The 18,632-nt window shown below is 39.2% G+C and carries 16 protein-coding genes; 13 read left to right on the top strand and 3 right to left on the bottom strand.

Annotated elements, in window-relative coordinates; translation table 11 throughout:
- Positions 1 to 63 precede the first annotated feature (63 nt).
- The 3 genes from EHQ70_RS06505 to EHQ70_RS06515 are packed head-to-tail and all read right to left on the bottom strand — an operon-like array spanning position 64 to position 6,465.
- Entirely contained in the window at positions 64 to 3,366 is a 3,303-nt protein-coding gene (locus tag EHQ70_RS06505) for a GH36-type glycosyl hydrolase domain-containing protein (protein ID WP_208729510.1), read from the bottom strand.
- Entirely contained in the window at positions 3,363 to 5,066 is a 1,704-nt protein-coding gene (locus EHQ70_RS06510; RefSeq protein ID WP_135584683.1) for an ABC transporter ATP-binding protein/permease, read from the bottom strand. The genes EHQ70_RS06505 and EHQ70_RS06510 overlap by 4 nt, the downstream gene beginning before the upstream one ends.
- 49 nt (positions 5,067 to 5,115) lie before the next feature.
- Positions 5,116 to 6,465: an adenylate/guanylate cyclase domain-containing protein gene (locus tag EHQ70_RS06515; RefSeq protein ID WP_135584685.1), complete on the bottom strand. Its 1,350-nt coding sequence runs from the start codon at positions 6,463 to 6,465 to the stop codon at positions 5,116 to 5,118.
- Positions 6,466 to 6,619: 154 nt separating this feature from the next.
- Here EHQ70_RS06515 and EHQ70_RS06520 point away from each other — a divergent pair, with 154 nt between their 5' ends.
- The 13 genes from EHQ70_RS06520 (at position 6,620) to EHQ70_RS06580 (ending at position 18,632) form a co-directional block, all read left to right on the top strand.
- Positions 6,620 to 7,510, top strand: coding sequence for an alpha/beta fold hydrolase (locus tag EHQ70_RS06520; protein ID WP_135584687.1), 891 nt, complete (start codon positions 6,620 to 6,622; stop codon positions 7,508 to 7,510).
- Positions 7,495 to 8,088 carry a TetR/AcrR family transcriptional regulator gene (locus tag EHQ70_RS06525; RefSeq protein ID WP_135584689.1) on the top strand — a complete coding sequence of 198 codons (594 nt, stop codon included), beginning with the start codon at positions 7,495 to 7,497 and terminating at the stop codon, positions 8,086 to 8,088. Before EHQ70_RS06520 ends, EHQ70_RS06525 begins: the two co-directional genes overlap by 16 nt.
- Positions 8,089 to 8,137: 49 nt before the next feature.
- A complete protein-coding gene (thrS, locus tag EHQ70_RS06530) occupies positions 8,138 to 10,051 on the top strand; it encodes a threonine--tRNA ligase (protein WP_135584691.1) in 1,914 nt (637 codons plus the stop codon).
- Between the two features lie 48 nt (positions 10,052 to 10,099).
- Positions 10,100 to 10,981 carry a hypothetical protein gene (locus EHQ70_RS06535; protein WP_135584693.1) on the top strand — a complete coding sequence of 294 codons (882 nt, stop codon included), beginning with the start codon at positions 10,100 to 10,102 and terminating at the stop codon, positions 10,979 to 10,981.
- Between the two features lie 89 nt (positions 10,982 to 11,070).
- Positions 11,071 to 11,634: a translation initiation factor IF-3 gene (gene infC, locus EHQ70_RS06540; RefSeq protein WP_012389351.1), complete on the top strand. Its 564-nt coding sequence runs from the start codon at positions 11,071 to 11,073 to the stop codon at positions 11,632 to 11,634.
- Positions 11,635 to 11,642: 8 nt separating this feature from the next.
- The gene (rpmI, locus tag EHQ70_RS06545; protein ID WP_002988170.1) at positions 11,643 to 11,843 is read left to right on the top strand and encodes a 50S ribosomal protein L35; all 201 of its coding nucleotides are present in this window, start codon (positions 11,643 to 11,645) and stop codon (positions 11,841 to 11,843) included.
- Positions 11,844 to 11,846: 3 nt separating this feature from the next.
- Positions 11,847 to 12,200, top strand: a complete 354-nt coding sequence (gene rplT, locus EHQ70_RS06550; RefSeq protein WP_002975326.1) for a 50S ribosomal protein L20 — start codon at positions 11,847 to 11,849, stop codon at positions 12,198 to 12,200.
- Positions 12,201 to 12,257: 57 nt separating this feature from the next.
- Positions 12,258 to 12,896, top strand: a complete 639-nt coding sequence (locus EHQ70_RS06555; RefSeq protein ID WP_135584695.1) for a hypothetical protein — start codon at positions 12,258 to 12,260, stop codon at positions 12,894 to 12,896.
- Between the two features lie 5 nt (positions 12,897 to 12,901).
- The gene (locus EHQ70_RS06560; protein ID WP_135584697.1) at positions 12,902 to 13,219 is read left to right on the top strand and encodes a cell division protein ZapA; all 318 of its coding nucleotides are present in this window, start codon (positions 12,902 to 12,904) and stop codon (positions 13,217 to 13,219) included.
- Positions 13,216 to 13,800 (top strand): 5-formyltetrahydrofolate cyclo-ligase, encoded by a 585-nt coding sequence (locus EHQ70_RS06565; protein WP_135584699.1) that lies wholly within the window; start codon positions 13,216 to 13,218, stop codon positions 13,798 to 13,800. Before EHQ70_RS06560 ends, EHQ70_RS06565 begins: the two co-directional genes overlap by 4 nt.
- 36 nt (positions 13,801 to 13,836) lie before the next feature.
- On the top strand, positions 13,837 to 14,340 hold the full coding sequence (locus EHQ70_RS06570) for a chemotaxis protein CheW (RefSeq protein WP_135584701.1): 504 nt from the start codon (positions 13,837 to 13,839) through the stop codon (positions 14,338 to 14,340).
- Positions 14,341 to 14,358: 18 nt separating this feature from the next.
- Positions 14,359 to 17,568, top strand: coding sequence for a chemotaxis protein CheW (locus EHQ70_RS06575; protein WP_135584703.1), 3,210 nt, complete (start codon positions 14,359 to 14,361; stop codon positions 17,566 to 17,568).
- Positions 17,565 to 18,632, top strand: coding sequence for a protein-glutamate methylesterase/protein-glutamine glutaminase (locus tag EHQ70_RS06580; RefSeq protein WP_135584705.1), 1,068 nt, complete (start codon positions 17,565 to 17,567; stop codon positions 18,630 to 18,632). Before EHQ70_RS06575 ends, EHQ70_RS06580 begins: the two co-directional genes overlap by 4 nt.

The raw sequence follows: 18,632 nt of genomic DNA on the forward strand, positions 1-18,632 counted from the left end.
CTTCCTTTATTAAAGGAAAAATCGGAAAACGTGTGGGGAAATTTCCCTACACGTTTTTTCTTTTTATCGTAACAAAATCACTAATTGATTGGAATCCTCTTTTAAAGAAAATTCTAAATCAGTAAATTTTACTTTTGCAGCACCATTGCGGTATCGATTTTTTTTTCGTTCTAAGGGAAGTGAAATACCATTGAGTGTTACAGAATTTATACTAGCATTTTCAGATTCCACAAGATAAGTAATCAAAACTTTTTTGCCTAATAAATGGATCTCCCATTGTAAACCATCCAATCCTTTTGGCAGAGTTGGATTTAGTTCCAATCCATCTAAAAAAATACGAATTCCAAACAAACATTCATAAACAAGTTTGATATATATTCCGGGACCACTGGAATACACTCTCCATCCACCTTCCAAAGGAATGTTTCCGAGTAGTAATTCTTTGTAATTTGTTCCAGCGTCGTAACGATCTAAAAAGGAACCATCAGAGCTTGAATAATAACAGTTAGACTGTCTTGGATTACTTGCGGGGACTTTATTCTGAATTCCAATTGGATTTATCAAATTTAAATTGTAAAAGAATTCTTCTGATTTACCCATGTGAGCCAAAGCTTCGCAGTAACGTAAATGTGCATGGGTGTACATCAATCCAATTTCTCTTCCAAAGTAACTGGCAGTCTCTGCTCGTTTGAATTCAACACTAAGGCCATCAGAATAAGGAATCGGTGCATCGAATAAACGCACTCCGTCTTGCCCAGTTAGTTTATTTTGAATGATCGATAAATGCGTTTCTGCTTCTTTAGAATCCAAAACCTCTGATAAAATTCCATAAATCATAGGAAGGATGCTGTAATGAATTCCTGTTTTAGAATCTTTTGGATGTAAGTAAAATTCTAAAGAATTCTTCTCTCCGAAGTAACGTAATCCCGTGAGGATGCCATCATCCATACAATATTCTTTGATATTTTGTTTGATGATTCCCAATTCATTTTGATAGAGTTTTTCTTTTTCGATATCACCCGTTAAGTGATATATTTGAATCAGAGCATCATAAGTGAGAGATTGTAATTCGGCCGTCCAAGTGCTGACGGCATGGGTTCGAAATTCTTCTTTGACTGGTTGTAAGGAGTCATTCCAATCTCCATTTCCGTAAATAGGAAGTTTGGTTCCATCCACCAAACGTTTGTTTATGAGTGAAATGGTTTTTTCAACTGCTTCCAGAATGGTTCTTGGTTCCTTTCTGTGAAACCCTGTTGTTTTTTCCTCTAAAAAATTTAAGTCACCTGTTCGTTCTAAATAAGTTGAGAGTGCGAGTAGTGGCCAGTAGAGAATGTCTCCGTGAGAATCTCCGGCACGGATTTCTTTATCGCGAGGATATAACATAAACCATTGAGGCCAGTCCCCATCTTCATTTTGTTCTGTAAAAACAGTAAGGAGTAAACTGCGACAAAACTCCATATCTCCCATAGCGAGTAAATATTCGAAAGCACCTTGGCATACGTCCCTTGTTCCCCAACCCCCTCCCGAATATTGTTCGAGTCCTCTTGGATTTAAATAGTGAATCTGTGCATTTTGTTCGAACCAAGGGAGAATCTCTTTGATCTGGTTTAAGGATTTTGATTCCAAGTTTTGAATTGTTTTCTTTGGTAAATTGGTCTTGTGAAATATTGCTCGTTGGTGATTTTTATTTTCTTCGTGCGCTTGGGAAGATCCAAAATTTCCTTTGATGTAAAATTGCAAAATCGATTTTACGGGAACCACCGCCGTGAGATAGGGTTGGTTTTTTGAGATACCGTCAGGAAATAAAATGCGATCATCGGAAACTTTCCATGTCTTAAGACCTTCTGTTTCAACTTGAAATCCTTTTCCTTTTAATCTTTGGAATAAAGGTGATTTCGGGTTTGGTTGGATTTCTATTTTGGATTCGGTTTGGATGACAACCGGTGGAATTTCCAAAACACCATTGTCCCCGTCGAGGGCAATGTGAAAGGATAAAAGAAAATTTTTCACCTGCTCATTGTTTGTGGAGAGTTGGAACCTGATCTCATGATTTTTGGTTGTTTCCACTTGAATTCGTAAAACTTCTTCCCCCCATTGGTAAATCCATTCCATCTTGTTTGGTTCCATGGAGAGTAGAGAAGGGCTATCCAAAAGAACAAAACCAGATTCTTCTTCTCTAAAAATTCGAAACCCGTAAGAATGAAAGAAGTTAAGATAACTATGATTACGAGATATGTATTGGTTGATACTGGTATGACCCTCAGTGAGTTGGGATAAAAAAATACCTTTAAAATAAGATGTTACTGTAAGTGAAGATTCATCAGGTGTCGTAGGAATTCCTGTTCTAAGAATTTGTCCGTGGGGTCTGAGACAAAGGGATTCTTTTTCTTTTAGAACTACATGAGTGGATTCATTTGTAAAAAAAGATAAAATTTCTCCAGAAGAAGATTTTTCCACTTCTCTCCATTCCTTCGGAAAAAAAGATTTTATATCGACTTCTGTTAGCGTGTCACCTTCTTTTTGTTTTGTGGTAGAAAATAGGCTTGGTTGTGTCTGGATCATTGCCCCATTCAAATGGGGAGTTTCTGTCCATCCACTTCCGGCTTCCTTGATAAGGCCTTCTAGTTCAGGAGAAACTTTTAGAGTTTTTAGGTCTTCGAATAAATACCCGTAAAAACAAGTTTCCTGCATTTCATCCGCGGAGAGTGTTCCTCTTTTTCTTTCTAATCCTAAAATGGAGTGCTCACCTTGTCTTCGTTTGGTGGGAAGGGATTGGTATACACCTTGCGGATATAAGTCCAAACCGTCTGTAGCAAAAGATTGGATAAAATCGGTGCAAAATAAAAAACTAGCAGGATGTTTTCCTGATACAGATTCGTTTTGGCGTGAGAGAATTCCATAACCAAAATCTTCTGTGAGAATTGGTTCGTGGTGGATGTAATGACAAACAAAGAATTCATTCAGCCTTGATCCGCCGTAATCGCAAATTCCTATATCTTGTATGTATACTAAATCGTAATCTATTGGTTCTTTGGTTTTGTTTGTAACTTGGACTTTGTATCTCCAGGTAGGTAGGTTTGGATGAAGTTCCAGAAATAATTGATAATCCACTCCATGAGAGTTTCCTTGTGAGAGATAAATGGAATCTGTTATTTGGAAATAGGAGTTTGACTTTGGCCCAAATAAGGGGAAAAGAAGGATTGAGTTTTGTGTATGAATTCTTAAATAGAGATTGCTGATACTTGGCTCCATCTCATTTCCGAGATACAAATTGACAAGTAAGCGATTGAACCGAATGGAATGTATGTTCCCATTGGATAAAAATTGGAATTCGAGTCCAGACTCGTTTTTGATTGATTGGATCATTCGTTGTTTGCCTTATGAACGGAACTTAAACTCCATTTCCCAAAATGAGAAATATTGAGATGGTGGTCATATTCCAAAACAGTTTCCTCATCTTTAGCGATGACAACGGTGGCCACACCTAGATTGTGAAATCTTTTTAAAATTTTTGAAATTTCAAATTTACCTAAACTGGATCCAGGACGATCCAGAACCAAAAACTTAGGTTTTAAAAATAATACACGGATCACCGCAATTTTGTATTTTTCGGCTAACGATAGTTCTTCGTTCCATTCTTTCAAAGTCCTGAGCCCTCCATACCTACGAACTAAAGTATCGAGTCCCATTTTTTGTAATTCTGCTAGGATTTCTGGGTCTGATACTTCCAAATTTAAATATGCTGGCACAATCACATTTCGAAGTCTTCCTGGTGGAAGGTAAGCTTGTTCGGGGAGAAATAAAACATCTTCTAAACTTGGTTTTTTGATCTGGCCTTCAGAATGATTACTAATTCCAGCAATGGATCTAAATAAACTCAGTTTGACGATTTCATCAGGAGAAGTAAACAGCCAACGTTCGTTTCGTTGGATTTTTAAATTTAAGTTGTCTACTAAAAGTTTGGACCTGTCATTCGAGTATAATGTAAAATTTTCAAAACTAATTTCATCGGAATTAAAATTGGATTCTCTATTTTGTTTTGCATCGGCCTCTGTATGGAACATGGCAGTTTCTAGAGAATGCAATCGTTTGACCACAGCAGAGAAAGCGGAGATGGATTGGAACTGTGTGACGATAAGTGAAAAGGCATTGAGTAAAGTTGTGAATGCAAGTGCCGCTTGTGTGATGACCCCAAATTCAATTTCTCCTCTCATATAACTGGGAGCAATGATGAGCATGGGAATGATTTGAATAAAATAATTGTAGTTATTTGTAAAAAAACTAAGTCGCAAGTTTACCGATATGAGTTTGCGAAAATTATTCACTAATTTACGGAGCCTTGATTTTAACCTAACGGACATTCGTGCTTCTCTGTGAGTGACAGCGATGGATTCTGCATGTTGGCGGATATGTAATAGATCTGCCCTATAACTTGCTTCCATGTCTAATTGATCGTAATTGATACGGATCAGAGATTTTCCAAGGAAGATGGTGGATACGGTTCCTAAAAAAGCATAAGCCACCGCTACTAAAAACAAAATGGGGTTAATACTCCAAAGAACACCCGAAAAGGAAATCGCAGAAAATATGCCACCAATAAAGAGTAAGGTGAAGGAAATCGTTGTTGTTGTAAACGCTTTGACATCATCGGTAATTCTTTGGTCAGGATTTTCAATTCCAGGTTTCCCAATGATTTGGTGAAAGGTTCTTTCTGCTAAATAATTTTCAGTAAATTTCCAGGTGAGTTGTTCCCGCCATAAGATCCCAAGTCTTTCTTCGGCATACCGATTGATGGATCCGATTCCAGAAGAGATGATAAACACAATTGCGTAGAGGAGTGCATTTGTGTAGAAGGCCGTTACATTTTTTTGTTCTATAGAAGAGATGAAGTCACGACCCACATAACTATTGATTACATTGAATACATTGAAAGAAATTACAAGGATTACCAGTGTGATTCCATAACGAATGGCTGCCGGACCTTGTTTAGACTGAATTAACTGTCGTATTGTATTTGTTAAACGTGACCAACTTTGTGATGAATTTCTTTTTTTATCTAAAGACATTACTTAATTTTTATAAAAACAGAGTTTTCATTCAATTGCAAGGAGGTTTTTATGATTCAATTGTTTCTATCGTAAGATCCATTGTGACTTGATTCCATATCGATTCTAATTCGGGATTCCATTCAGAAGGAAGGTTTTCTCTGATCGAAGAAATTAGGATAGGAACTAGTTTTGGAAATTCTTTTTTAGGAATACCTAAGGATTCATAAATCTTTCCTAATTTAGAGACTCCTTTTTTTAAAGATATAGGATTTCCTAATCTTTCAATAATGGATTCGATGGCACTTAAGAACTCATGTTGGTTTAACGAATTTTCCGTTTCCTCTAATTTTTGATCTAAATTTTCTTCTACAAAACTTTTTAATTTATCTAAGTAATCCTCAATCCAGTGTGGATTGTTTTCTAAAACATGATCAAAAGATTTTTGAATACGTAGGATTGGATCTGAAACTTTAAATCCAAGAACCGAATAAGCAGCCATTTTTTCAGATTTGCCTCGAAGTCTTGTGATTACTTTTTTATTCACAGAAAGGGAAGGACCGATGATTTGATAAATTTCATCGGAGACTAAAAAGTTCGTATTTGTCTTTTTGTTTAAGGCTTCTAATCTACTTGCCACATTCACTGTATCACCAAGTACTGTTTGGCTTTTGTATTCGGAATGTCCAATGTCTCCGTAGATTACATTTCCTGCATGTAATCCGATACGAATGTCAAAACTAAAATTGAACCTATCTTTCATTTCTAAATTGAATTTTTTCAATTGATCAAACATTCGAAGGCAAGCTCGGATGGCAGAACGAATGGTTTCTTCTTTGGCAGACAAAAGATTTTTTTCGTTGGTGATGGCTTCGTTTTTGTTTTTCATTTGGAAAAAAGCTAAAATTCCATCTCCAATGAATTTATCAATTTCCCCTCCATTGTTTAGGACGGGTTCACTCATTTCTTGAAAAAACCTGTTTAAAACAAAAACAACATCATAAGGTAAACTTGATTCCGTGAAAGAAGTAAATCCTTTGATATCAAGAAAAAGAATCACTGCATAACATTCTTCACCCGTTTTGGATGATTTGGATTCGCTGGTAACGGTTTTTAAATCTTTTTTATCTTTTATGATTCGGCGGAGTGAAATATCGCCAAACACTTCTGTTTGGCAAGCAAGTCGGATCTCAGAAGGCCAACCCTTTCTGTCCGCGAGAGTTTGTTCTCTATCATTTCGCGTACTCAGATGATTTAATCCATCAGTCACAAAAACACGGCAAGTTGTACATTTGGCATTCCCTCCACAAAGATGGTAGAGCGGGTAGTCATGTTTTAGGGCGGTTTCCAGGATGGTGGCACCTGGTTTGTTTGTTTCTAAAGGAAAATTCTCTTTGTCTTCGAAGGTAACAATGGACATGGATCACCAATACGTTTTAGGTAATGAAAGGATCTCATGCCAAAAGGGAAGGGCAAGCCAGAAAACGGATCCATTTTAGAAAAAATATTGGTATTTCTGGAATCTGTTAAAAAACTAATTGCATTAGTTAAATAAACTAATATCATTAGTTTTTATGAAAACAATCTACCACAAAATTTTTATCATATGTTCCTTTTTCTTTTCTTTCCTCCTTTGGGGAGAAGACCTTAGGAAGGATCCAAATATAGAAACTTCCTATTTTCAAACAAGGGATGGCCGAATTGCTTATTCCCAACTAGGGAAGGGCAAAAGAAATTTGATATTATTGCCTGGAATTGGAGACAGAAAGGAAAGTTATGCGGAACTTGCGAAGTTACTCGCTAAAGACAATTCTGTTTATAGTTTTGATTTACGCGGGATCGGTGAATCCGATGTGAGTTTTCCTTCTTATGGCCCAAAAGAAACTGCTGAAGATATTTTAGCATTTATACAAGAGAAGGATTTACAAAATGTATATATCATTGGAAATTCTATGACAGCTGCTTCTGCCGTTTACATTCGTTCCAAAGAAAAAAACAGAGTATTGGGACTTGCCCTCTCTGGCCCTTTCGTTCGTGACAAAGGACCTTTGTCTTTCGGAATGAAAACATTGATGCAACTTGTATTCAGAGGTCCTTGGGGAGCGAGTGCTTGGGTTAGCTTTTACGAATCTTTATTTCCCGTAAATCCTCCCAAAGATTTAAAAGAAAGATCCGAAAAATTAAAAATCAATTTAAAGGAAGAGGGTCGTATGGCAGCAGTTAGATCTATGCTCCTGGCACCAAAAACAGAATGTGAAGCGGCTTTACCTCTCGCCGCGAGCAATGTCATTGTGATTATGGGTTCTAAAGATCCAGACTTTGATTCCCCAGAAGAGGAAGCTCGTTGGATTGCAAAAACTCTGGATGGATCTGTAAAAATATATGAAGGTGTTGGTCACTATCCTTTTGTAGAAGAACCAACTAAGTTCTATTCCGATATACAGTTGTTATGGCAAAAAAAATAAAACACAAACCAGGCCGGCCAAAAAAAGGCCAAATACAGATCACAAGAGAATTTGTTTTGGATGCGGCCTGGGATATGATTATGGAATTGGGTTTTGAGGAATTTCGGTTGGCTGGACTTGCCGAAAAACTGGGAATCCGCACACCTTCTCTCTACAACCACATCCAAGATATAGGCGATGTTCGTAGGGAAATACAAAGAAGAGCACTGGTGGTTCTTGGTGATCGACTTTCTCTAAAATTAAAAAATCTAAACTCGGGTTCTGGGCCAATCCTCGAGTTTATAAATACTTACAGAAGTTTTGCGAAGTCTCACCCTCATATATATCCCCTAACCATTGAATCCACAGAATTTGATCCAGAATTGAAACCCTTGGGTGACCGAATTTTGAACCTCTGTATGGAAGTCTTTCGGTTTCAGACCTTGGACGAAACGGCAGTCCACAGGATTCGGATTTTACGTTCTCTCCTACATGGGTTTATTGTTTTGGAAGAGGTAGGTGGGTTTGGTCGCAAGGAGTCGGTTGAGGAAAGTTTTAAGAAAATAACAGAATCATTGGAATCTGGCAGACTCTGGTAAAACTTTACTTTTCGGGAGAGGGCGCGTGCGAAAACCTGGGTAAAGAATTATGGCAGCAATTACAATCACATTACCAGATGGAAGTTCCAAGGAACTAGAATCCGGTAAATCCTTTTCTGATTTCATCCAAGCCCAACTGCCTTTCTTGAAAGAGAAAGCTCTTGCCGTTGTTTTGTCCGATGGTCGCACCGTTGACCTTTCTTATATTCCTACGACGAACACCACGGTAAAGTTTCTCACCTTTGATGATTCAGAAGGAAAAGAAGTTTTTCACCATTCTTCGGCCCACTTACTCGGTATGGCTGTCCAAAGGCTTTGGTCAGAGGCTCGCCTAACAGTAGGCCCGGTCATCGAAAATGGCCCTGGTTTTTTCTTTTATGATATTGATTTTGGTGAAACCATTTTAACCCCAGAAGACCTTCCTAAAATTGAAGCCGAGATGGCAAAGATTGTGAAAGAAGACCTGACAGTCAAACGTTGGGAACTTTCTAAAGAGGAAGCCATAGAAAAATTTAGGAAAGAAAACGAACCTTATAAAGTCGAACTCATCCAAGGTTTCGATTCCGCATCGGTTTCGTTATACGGACAAGGGGAATGGTATGACCTTTGCCGCGGACCTCACGTGGCAAGAACCGGCCAACTCAAAGCTTTCAAACTGACTGCGATTTCTGGTGCCTATTGGAAAGGGGATTCCAAAAACAAACAACTCACTCGTATTTATGGAGTGTCGTTCCCCACCAAAAAGCAGTTAGACGAGTATCTCTTTCTCATTGAAGAGGCTAAAAAAAGAGACCATAGAAAACTTGGGAAGGAACTTGATCTTTTTAGTTTTCAAGACGAAGCTCCCGGGTTTCCTTTTTGGCACCCGAAAGGAACAATCCTTTGGAACTCTCTTGCTTCCTACATTCGGGAAGAATGTTTTAGGCGCGGGTATCAGGAAATTAAAACTCCTGCCATCTTAAATTCTTCTCTTTGGAAAAAGTCAGGCCACTGGGACAATTTTAAAGAAAACATGTATTTCACTGATATCGATGAAAGTGAATTTGCAGTGAAACCAATGAACTGTCCTGGATGTTGTTTGATATATAAATACCATATGCATTCTTACAGAGAATTGCCACTTCGGTTTATGGAACTGGGAAATGTCCACAGACATGAAATGTCGGGAGTGCTCCACGGACTATTCCGTGTGCGTGCCTTCACGCAGGACGATGCTCATATTTATGCTCCACTCGAAAAAGTAGAATCAGAAGTCGAAGACATCATCGATTTTACTTTTGATGTGTATAAAAAGTTTGGATTTACCGAATTCAAAACCTTTATTGCCACACGACCTGAAAAGTCTCAAGGTAGCGATGAAGATTGGAATCTCGCCACACAAGCATTACACGATGCTTTGAAAAAAAAGGGAATTGAATACGGAATCAAAGAAGGGGACGGAGCTTTCTACGGGCCTAAAATTGAATTCAATATCAAGGATTCTCTTGGAAGACTTTGGCAATGCGGAACCGTTCAAATTGATTTCTCTATGCCCAATCGTTTTGAATTAGATTTCACTGCCTCTGATGGAAAAAAACATGCACCGGTTATGATCCATAGAGCCATTTATGGATCCCTAGAGAGGTTCATTGGGATTTTAATCGAACACTTCGAAGGGAAATTTCCACTTTGGTTAAATCCGACACAAATTCGTGTCTTAACTGTGGCAGAAGTTCACAGTGATTATGCGAAAGAAGTCTATCAGGATTTGGTCATGCAAGGATTCCGAGTCGAGATTGACATTCGTAATGAAAAGATAGGAAGTAAAATTAGGGATTCCATCCTAAAACGAAGCAGTTACACTTTGATTTTAGGTGATAAAGAAAAAGAAGCAGGTTCTATTTCCTTCCGACGTATGGGAGAAGAGAAAACTGAGACTGTTTCTCGAGATGGATTCCTCTCACTTCTGAAAGGTGATCTTTAAATAAAGAAATTTCTTGACTAACCCTTGGGGGGACTTACACTCCCTCCAGTGCCTTTAAATCTTCTCACCACCAAACAAACCAATCCGGTTGCATACTATTTGGATTTACCCATCCATCCACCGTATGACGCCCGTGATGCGTTTGATGCCATTCCCATGCAACTTCTTCCCTTTGCGGATGGGCTAACCGTCGGTTGGAAGGTAAGTCCTATGCAGTTTGTGGATGGGCTTGGTCGTGATCTTAAGTTTGATTGCCCGAGTATTGTCATCACCGGTGGAGAAAACCTGGGAGATTCACCTGTAGCTTTGTATGTGACAGCTGCTTTTTATGATGTAAGGGATCGTCTTCTTGCCAGCCAAACTTGCGAACACATTGTCCAACCTTGGGAGAGTTATGACGTTCCTGGTCTTTGGAGTCGTTTTCCTTTTCCTATCACGGACATCGCCCGAACTTCCGTTAGCATTACCTCTTACGGTTGGAAGGACAATCGTCCCAAAGAAGAAGTGATTCTTTTCAAACCAAAGCCAAAAAATGAAGCAAAATATGAATGGAAACGGGATGGGGGAGTGGTAGGCTCCTATAGTTTTCAAAAATGGAATCCAGGGAAGGGTGACCTCCTTTTTGCCAGCGAAACCTTAACTAAGGAAAACCGAGTCCGAATCCGGTTGGAACGTAGGCAAAGTGAAGGTTTGACCTATTTGGCTCTGGTCCAGTCCCAATCCCCCAAACACCAGGGAAAATCCTTTGATCATTTGATCCAATACGCCATTTATACCAAAGAAGGTCGGCTCTGCCATGGCGGATCCTGTATGGGAATGGGGAATCATGGAGATTTGGTCTCTCTGGTTCCTATTTTGCCCGAAATTTTAGAATCAGAGTCCCTATTTTTGGAACTTGTTGGTTGGGAAGGTCCTTCGGGTTCCCTGTAACCCACTTCCTTCCTAATTCCGAAAGAAATGTACTTGCTCGCCTGGATTTTCGTCCGAAATTGGAAATTGAAAGAAATTTCGGAGACTGAATGCAGAAACGGCCCAACCCTAGAGGGAACCCAAACCAAGATAAATTCGCCCACATCAGAATTAACGAACAAATTACCAATGTAGCATCGATCCGACTCGTCTCTGACGAAGGGTCTGACATCGTTACTCTGGATGAAGCTCTGAGAAGAGCTAAGGAAGCTAACCTTGATTTGGTGGAAGTCTCGGGAGACCAAGATGTTCACGTCTGTAAGCTGATCGATTTTGGAAAATACAAATTCGAACTTCTTAAAAAAACGAAAGAAGCGAAAAAGAAACAACACGTTGTCACGGTTAAAGAAATTAAAATCCGTCCGCGGATTGATAACCATGACTTCGAGATTAAGAAGCGTCATGCTTTAGAATTCTTGCAAAAGGGTGATAAGGTAAAAGTGACTCTTCGATTCCGAGGCAGAGAGATGGTTCACTCTGAAATTGGAATGAATATTGTTAACCGGTTTGTCGAGGACCTAAAAGAGCATGCCTCTCCCGAAAAAATGCCGGTACACGACGGAAAGACGATAGTGGTCGTGATGAACCCAATTGGTGAAAAACCTAAAGGATAAAAACAACTATGTATAAACTAAAAACAAACAGGGCAGCAGCCAAACGTTTTAAGTTTACCAAGTCTGGTAAAATTAAACGCGGTTGTGCGTTCCGAAGACATATCTTAGAGAAAAAATCTCCTAAGATGAAACACCAAAGCCGTGGAATGCACCTCATCCATGAAACCGATTACAACCGTGTAGAAAAACTTCTACCTTACGGAGGTTAAACGATGCCACGCGCAGTCAACGGAACCATTCATAAGAATCGTAGAAAAAAAGTTCTCGCTAAAGCCAAAGGTTTTAGAGGCGGACGTTCTAAACTTTTCAGAACTGCAAAATCTGCAGTGATGAAAGCTGGTCAATGGGCATACCGTGACCGTAGAAAGAAAAAGTCCGAATTCCGTAAACTTTGGATTACGAGAATCAATGCCGCAGTAAGAGAAAATGGAATGTCTTACTCTAAATTCATCCATGCACTCAAAACACACGGAATCAACTTAGACAGAAAAACTTTGGCTGACCTTGCTTACAACCACAAGGAAGTGTTCAACGCCATCGTAGAAAAAACGAAAGTCGCTAAGTAAATTAGTGCTTGATTGGAATAGAATGGCTCGGCTATTCTATTCCATCGGATTGTTATCATGTTAAAAATCGAAACCATTGAAGAGCTAGAAAGTAAAGTTGTTAAGGCTTTGGAACTCATCCAAGACCTAAGAACAGAAAACGCACGCCTGGAGACTGAAAACGAAACCCTCCGCGCGGAAAATGACCAAATGAAGCTCGCAATGGAGGAGAAAGAGCGCGAATTGACAACACTTCGTTCGCAGCTCCAAGAAACTACGGAAGAGTTAAACAAACTTCGCGAAAGGGAAGGGCTTTTGGAATCCAAGGTCCACCAACTCCTCGGTAGATTGGATGGCCTTCCTACGACTGGAAGTTCCGCTCCTAAAGCTCAAACATCAGATTCTTTACCCGTAGAACCGGTAGCTGCAGCAGCTGGTGCAGCGGCAGTCCCAAGTTTGGCGGCAGATGAAGACGACGAAATCATTTTACTTGATGAAGATGAATCTGAGTTCCAAACAGAAGAAATTTTGGAAAAACCTCCTGCATCCGCATCCTTTGAAAAAGAAGAGCTCAGTGTGAACTCGGAAGAAGAAGTTCCTACTGTGGAAATCGATGAAGATGACGACATCATCATTGACGATGACGACGAAGCGATCAGCGTATTTGATGCTGACGACGACGATGATTTTTTAATTATCGAAGACGATCCTAAATAATTTTTATGGCAGAATCTGCCCCGCAACCGCAAAAAATAACCAAACAAATCTTTGGTGAAACCTATACCATTGTTGGTGAAGCTTCCTCAGGGTACATCTCTGAGGTAGCTGATTATGTGGAATCACGCCTTTTGGAATTGTCAAAGGCTCTTCCCTCCGCATCCAAAACAAAACTTGCCGTACTTTGTGCACTCAACTTGGCAGATGAATTATTCCAAATGAAAGAAGTATCTGCAAAGGCGAGTGAAATTCCAGAACTGGAAGAACGAACAAAAAAGATCATCTCTCTGTTAGAAGAAGGGATCATTGGGGATCATTTTTGAATCCAATTTCTAAAAAAGATGCTAGAGAGATTCTAAAAAAGAACCTTCCGAACTTACCGGAAAGGGAAGACCATGAAGCCGCTATCTTAAAGAGGTTGTTTCCTCTTTTACAAGGTAAATCCAAAATCATTACTTATTCTCCAGACCTCAAGTGGGAAGTGGATGTACTTCCTATCATTGAATCTTCACCACTTCCTAGGCCTACTGGCTTTATCGAAGCTCGTCATTCTGCTAAATGGTTTTTTCCCCGGATGGAAGATGGAAAGGTTCTACGTTTCATTCGGCCTCACTCCTTTGAAAAGAATGCCAATGGTATTTTTCAACCCATTGGTGATGAGGAGATATCCGTAGAAGAAGCGGATTTGATCCTTGTTCCAGCCCTTGGGTTTAACGAAAAGGGATACAGGCTTGGACGCGGTGGTGGGTATTATGATCGCATTATAAATTCAGAATCTCTCCAAAAGAAAGCCATTGGACTCAGTTTTTCTAAACTTTTTCCCGTCCCATTCCTAGAAGAAAGTCACGATCTAAAAATAGGAAAAATGATTACGGAAACCCAGATTCATTCGTTTTTAGATTGAATCCATGTAGGATTCTGACAAGATTCACGATAGCATATGGACCAAGAAACACTACTCACATCCCTGGCGGAAAAAACCAAAATGGAACTAGAGTCCGATCTGGGAGACTTGGAACAGTTCCTCACTTTTACCATTGATAAAGAATTCTTCGGGATTCGATTGTTGTTGGTTCATGAAATTTTAAAACCAGTTCTCATCACAAGAATTCCAAACGTAGATGATTACATTTTAGGTGTGATCAACCTTCGTGGAGAAATCATACCCATCTTAGATTTGAAAAAAAGATTCCATGAAACGGATTCCGAAATTTTCCCAATCTCCCGAATCATCGTCATTATGTTAGATGAGAAACGAATTGGTGTCCTTGTTGATGAAGTCAAACAGGTTGTAAAAATCCAAAAGGATTTTATTAGTTATACAACTGATGATTTGTCGTTAAACTATAGTAAGATGGTTGAATCGGTATCGAGATACGAAGACCATTTGATTTTGAATTTGGATTTGGAACAAATTGTTGATTTTGTTTCAACCGCAAAGTAAAGAGAAAGGGATACGACATTGGCTGGAATTTTAGGCGAATACACAGAAGTTTTCCTGGAAGAATCCGAGGATCAAATTGAAGAATTAAATTCCAATTTGGTAAAACTCGAGAAGGATCATGAAAACCCTGAAATCATAAATGACATCTTTCGTGCAGCACACTCTTTAAAAAGTTCCTCTGCTTTCGTTGGACTTTATAATCTTTCTGATTTATCTCATACAATGGAAAACCTTCTCCAAAAAATTAGAGAAGGAAGTCTTGAGATCAACGTTAAGTTGGTCAATTTATTGTTCGAATGTTTTGACCTTATCAAACAAGTAATCGAAGGTGTGGCCAACGGGGTAAAGGTGGAAACTCCCTTTACTGAGATGATTAAAAAACTCCAAGACTACGAAGCACAACCGAATCAATCTTCAAACGCAACTAGCAGTTCCTCGAAGGTCAGTGGTTCTTCCAAACCGCAAGAAAGTTCTGATTCTTCTCTCAATCTAAACGATGAGGAAATTTCTGAAATTCGCCAATCTTTAAAAGATGATACTGATTTATTCGTTTTTTCTGTTAACTTAAAGTTAAAAGATGAAACACCAATGCAGAACTTACGACTTCTGCTCATTTTACAGTCAGTAAAACAATCGGGTGTGATCATCAAATGTAATCCTTCTGAAGATGCTTTGGACAATGGACAAGGTAGTTTTGCGCTTTCCTTTGTGACTGTAACAAAACTCAATAAACAAGAGTTACATGTTCAATGTAATATTGATATGGTGGATACTTTGTCTGTGGTAGAACTCAAACTTCCTGAAACAGAAATGGAAGCTCTTGAGAAAAGATCCGACAATGCACCGGCTTCGTCAACCTCTGGTTCATCCAATGGCCATGTAGATTCAGAAGATAAACATGCTGTGAAAGGTTCTGCTAACTTTGATAAAGCGGTTACTGACTCCAAAGTGGTGATGAGAACCATCAAGGTATCTTCTGATAAACTAGACCAACTCATGAATAACGTGGGGGAACTAGTCATCACAAACTCTGGATTCCAAAAGATCTATGATGATTTGGTGGCACAGTTCGGTGAAGATTCATTATTCAATGAACTCAAAGGTAAAATCGACCAAATCAATCGAATTTCAAAAGACCTACAAACAGGAATTATGAACATTCGAATGGTTCCGATTGGATCTGTATTCAATCGTTTTACAAGACTCATTCGGGATCTTTCATTAGAAACGGGAAAACAAGTAAATCTTGTCCTTCGCGGTGAAAACACAGAACTCGATAAAAAAGTAATCGATGCGATTGGAGAACCACTCATCCATCTCATTCGTAATTCCGTAGACCATGGAATTGAATCACCAGCGGAAAGGAAAGCAGCCGGCAAACCAGAAGAAGGAACTGTCGAACTCAATGCCTACCAAGGTGGATCCAATATCCTTGTGGAAATCCGTGATGATGGTAAGGGTTTGAACAAAGATAAAATCCTTAAAAAAGCCATTGAACGTGGGCTTGTAAACGAATCAGATGCGCAAAATCTTTCTGAGTCTGATATCTTCCAATTTATCTTTGCTCCAGGATTTTCTACTGCAGATAAAATTTCTGATATCTCCGGCCGTGGTGTGGGTATGAATGTTGTGAATAAACTCATCGAAGAGTTTAAGGGCAAAATTCTCATTCATTCGGAAGAGGGAAAGGGATCATCCTTTACTTTATCTTTCCCACAAGCACTTGCCATCATTCCATCCATCCTTGTGATTATGGAAGAAGAAGTTTATGCGTTCCCACTTTCTGAAGTTTCCGAAACCATCAAAGTAAACTTAGACCAAATCACTACTTTAGAAGGGCACGAGATCATCAACCTACGAGGTGAGGTATTACCGATCTATCGTTTGAATCGTATTCTTGGACTTGCAGACAAACTCGAAATGGTAGAAGTTCCAGTGGTCATCGTGAACTACAAAACGAGAAAACTTGGGTTTATGGTAGATGATCTCATTGGTAAACATGAAACAGTCATCAAATCTCTGGGTAAAAACTTCAAAGACATCCAAGGTCTAACTGGTGCCACCATTATGGGAGATGGGACTATCATCCTAGTTTTGGACATTCCTGGTCTTGTGGAAATTGCCGCAGATAAAGTGGATTGGTCTGATCAGTTAGTCGCTGGTGAGATGATGAAACGTGCGTCTACTATTCGTTCTCTAGAAATGTCCGATTCTGAACTTTTGTTTAAATCCAATCATCCAACAAATCGTTATAATGCGAAGTTGATTGAGTTACGTGCGAAAGACAAATCACGTGTTAAAAAAGATAAACATAAAATTGAAAAACATGTAATTGTTCCAAAAGAAGAAGTATATGCAGAAGAACCTGCAACCAACCTTAAAATCACAACAGAAGTAATCAAAACGGAAACCGTTGTGAATGGGGATTCTGGTGAATCTTCAAAATCAGCAACCGCAACTCTTGTGATCGATCACAAAACAGATGAAATCCATCGTTTGGCTGATGTCGCCAAAATAGAAAACGTTAAATTAACAGAAAGAGAACAAGCCGCTGAAATCATCAAAGGTTTTGTGGAACAAAAAGAAGAACGATTGAACCAAGTGGCAGCTCTCAATTCAGATGCTATCAATGAAATCATGTCTTCAAAAGACATCAAAAAACTAGAAAACATTGTGAACACAGGTATGATGAATGCTGGTGTCGTACTTTCTCAGTTAGTTGGTAAAGAAGTAGAACTTTTTATTCCTGAAATCACTCTTACTGACCGTGAGGGATTAGCCAAAGAGTTCCGTTATTCCATGGATCAGTTTTTTGGAATGAAAATTCGTATGACAGGAGACCTAAACGGTAACCTGCTGATGATGTTTTCAGAAGAAAACGGATCGGAAATTGCAAAAGAATTACTTGGTTCGGAAGATGCCAAATATGCGGAAGGTAGTAACCATAAACTCTCAGAAGATATGGTTTCTGTTTTATCTGAAATTTCCAATATTGTTTGTTCGAGTGTGATGAATTCACTTTCGAATAAATTAAAAAAGGAAGTTTTACCTTCGGTTCCAGAAATGATTACGGGAAGTTTTATGGATGTGATCGACATCGTAAAACCAGAACGAACCAAGTTTTTGTCCATGCACACGGAATTTAACCACCAAGGTAGTAACCTAATTGGTGTTTTGGTTTTCCTACCTGATTTTGATGAACTGGTAGACCTCATCCATAAATCATGAATAAAAAACCAACCGTTGTTATCATTGATGACTCACTACTCGTGAGGAATATCTTGAGTGATGTCCTTACTAAAAAAGATGAGGTGCAGGTCATTGCCACCGGGAAAACCGGAATGGATTGTATTGATTTAGCGGAAAAACTAAAACCTGACTTCATTGTTTTGGACATTGAGATGCCGATTATGGACGGTCTCACTGCACTTGCAGAAATTAAAAAACTAAAACTCTCTACTCACGTGATTATGCTTTCGGTTCTGACCCAACACGGGGCAGACGCCACTTTTAAAGCCTTGGAACTTGGGGCAGTTGACTTCATTCCCAAACCATCTAGTGGAAATCAGTTCTCTCCAGAGGATGTAGCTGCGGTATTGTCCGCAAAAATCAAAGGATTTTCTGATTCTAAACTTCCTATTTTGGAATCTCTTGTCAGGCCTGAGAGAACCGAACGCCAATTAAATAAAAGTTTTCAAAAACCGATCAAAGTAGACGCTATCGGAATAGGGACCTCAACGGGAGGACCCAAGGCCTTACAAACAGTGTTTGCGAGTATTCCTGAAGACTTTGCAAAACCTATCTTTGTGGTTCAGCATATGCCAGCGGGATTTACCAAGGCGTTTGCGGATAGGTTAAATTCCTTGTCGAAGATACAAGTTAAGGAAGCAGAGCAAGGTGACTTAGTGCAATCCGGAACTGCATACATTGCACCTGGTGATTACCAAATGAAAGTGATCACAAAAGGAAAAGACCGTTTCATTGAACTTGCCCATACAGGACAAGTCAATGGACACAGGCCTTCTATTGAAGTATTGTTTGATAGTTTGGTGGAAACATACGGTGGAGACCATCTTTTATCCATGATCATGACTGGTATGGGAAAAGACGGATCACAGTCAATCACCAACATTCACGCCAAAGGTGGTATTACTCTGGCGCAGAATGAAGCAACATCGGTAGTATACGGAATGAACCGAGTTGCTGTAGAATTGGGAGGCATTGATTTTGTCCTTCCGGTGGAAGAATTAGTACCAAAGATGATTGAATTATTAAAGTCGAGAGGGAATTAA

This window comes from Leptospira congkakensis, from assembly GCF_004770265.1.
GTDB lineage: Bacteria > Spirochaetota > Leptospiria > Leptospirales > Leptospiraceae > Leptospira_A > Leptospira_A congkakensis.

What these genes read in the sequence shown, in the direction of transcription:
- EHQ70_RS06505 (WP_208729510.1), bottom strand. Translation starts at nt 3,366, where the DNA reads ATGATCCAATCAATCAAAAACGAGTCTGGACTCGAATTCCAATTTTTA.
- EHQ70_RS06510 (WP_135584683.1), bottom strand. Translation starts at nt 5,066, where the DNA reads ATGTCTTTAGATAAAAAAAGAAATTCATCACAAAGTTGGTCACGTTTA.
- EHQ70_RS06515 (WP_135584685.1), bottom strand. Translation starts at nt 6,465, where the DNA reads ATGTCCATTGTTACCTTCGAAGACAAAGAGAATTTTCCTTTAGAAACA.
- EHQ70_RS06520 (WP_135584687.1), top strand. Translation starts at nt 6,620, where the DNA reads ATGAAAACAATCTACCACAAAATTTTTATCATATGTTCCTTTTTCTTT.
- EHQ70_RS06525 (WP_135584689.1), top strand. Translation starts at nt 7,495, where the DNA reads ATGGCAAAAAAAATAAAACACAAACCAGGCCGGCCAAAAAAAGGCCAA.
- thrS (WP_135584691.1), top strand. Translation starts at nt 8,138, where the DNA reads ATGGCAGCAATTACAATCACATTACCAGATGGAAGTTCCAAGGAACTA.
- infC (WP_012389351.1), top strand. Translation starts at nt 11,071, where the DNA reads ATGCAGAAACGGCCCAACCCTAGAGGGAACCCAAACCAAGATAAATTC.
- rpmI (WP_002988170.1), top strand. Translation starts at nt 11,643, where the DNA reads ATGTATAAACTAAAAACAAACAGGGCAGCAGCCAAACGTTTTAAGTTT.
- rplT (WP_002975326.1), top strand. Translation starts at nt 11,847, where the DNA reads ATGCCACGCGCAGTCAACGGAACCATTCATAAGAATCGTAGAAAAAAA.
- EHQ70_RS06555 (WP_135584695.1), top strand. Translation starts at nt 12,258, where the DNA reads ATGTTAAAAATCGAAACCATTGAAGAGCTAGAAAGTAAAGTTGTTAAG.
- EHQ70_RS06560 (WP_135584697.1), top strand. Translation starts at nt 12,902, where the DNA reads ATGGCAGAATCTGCCCCGCAACCGCAAAAAATAACCAAACAAATCTTT.
- EHQ70_RS06570 (WP_135584701.1), top strand. Translation starts at nt 13,837, where the DNA reads ATGGACCAAGAAACACTACTCACATCCCTGGCGGAAAAAACCAAAATG.
- EHQ70_RS06580 (WP_135584705.1), top strand. Translation starts at nt 17,565, where the DNA reads ATGAATAAAAAACCAACCGTTGTTATCATTGATGACTCACTACTCGTG.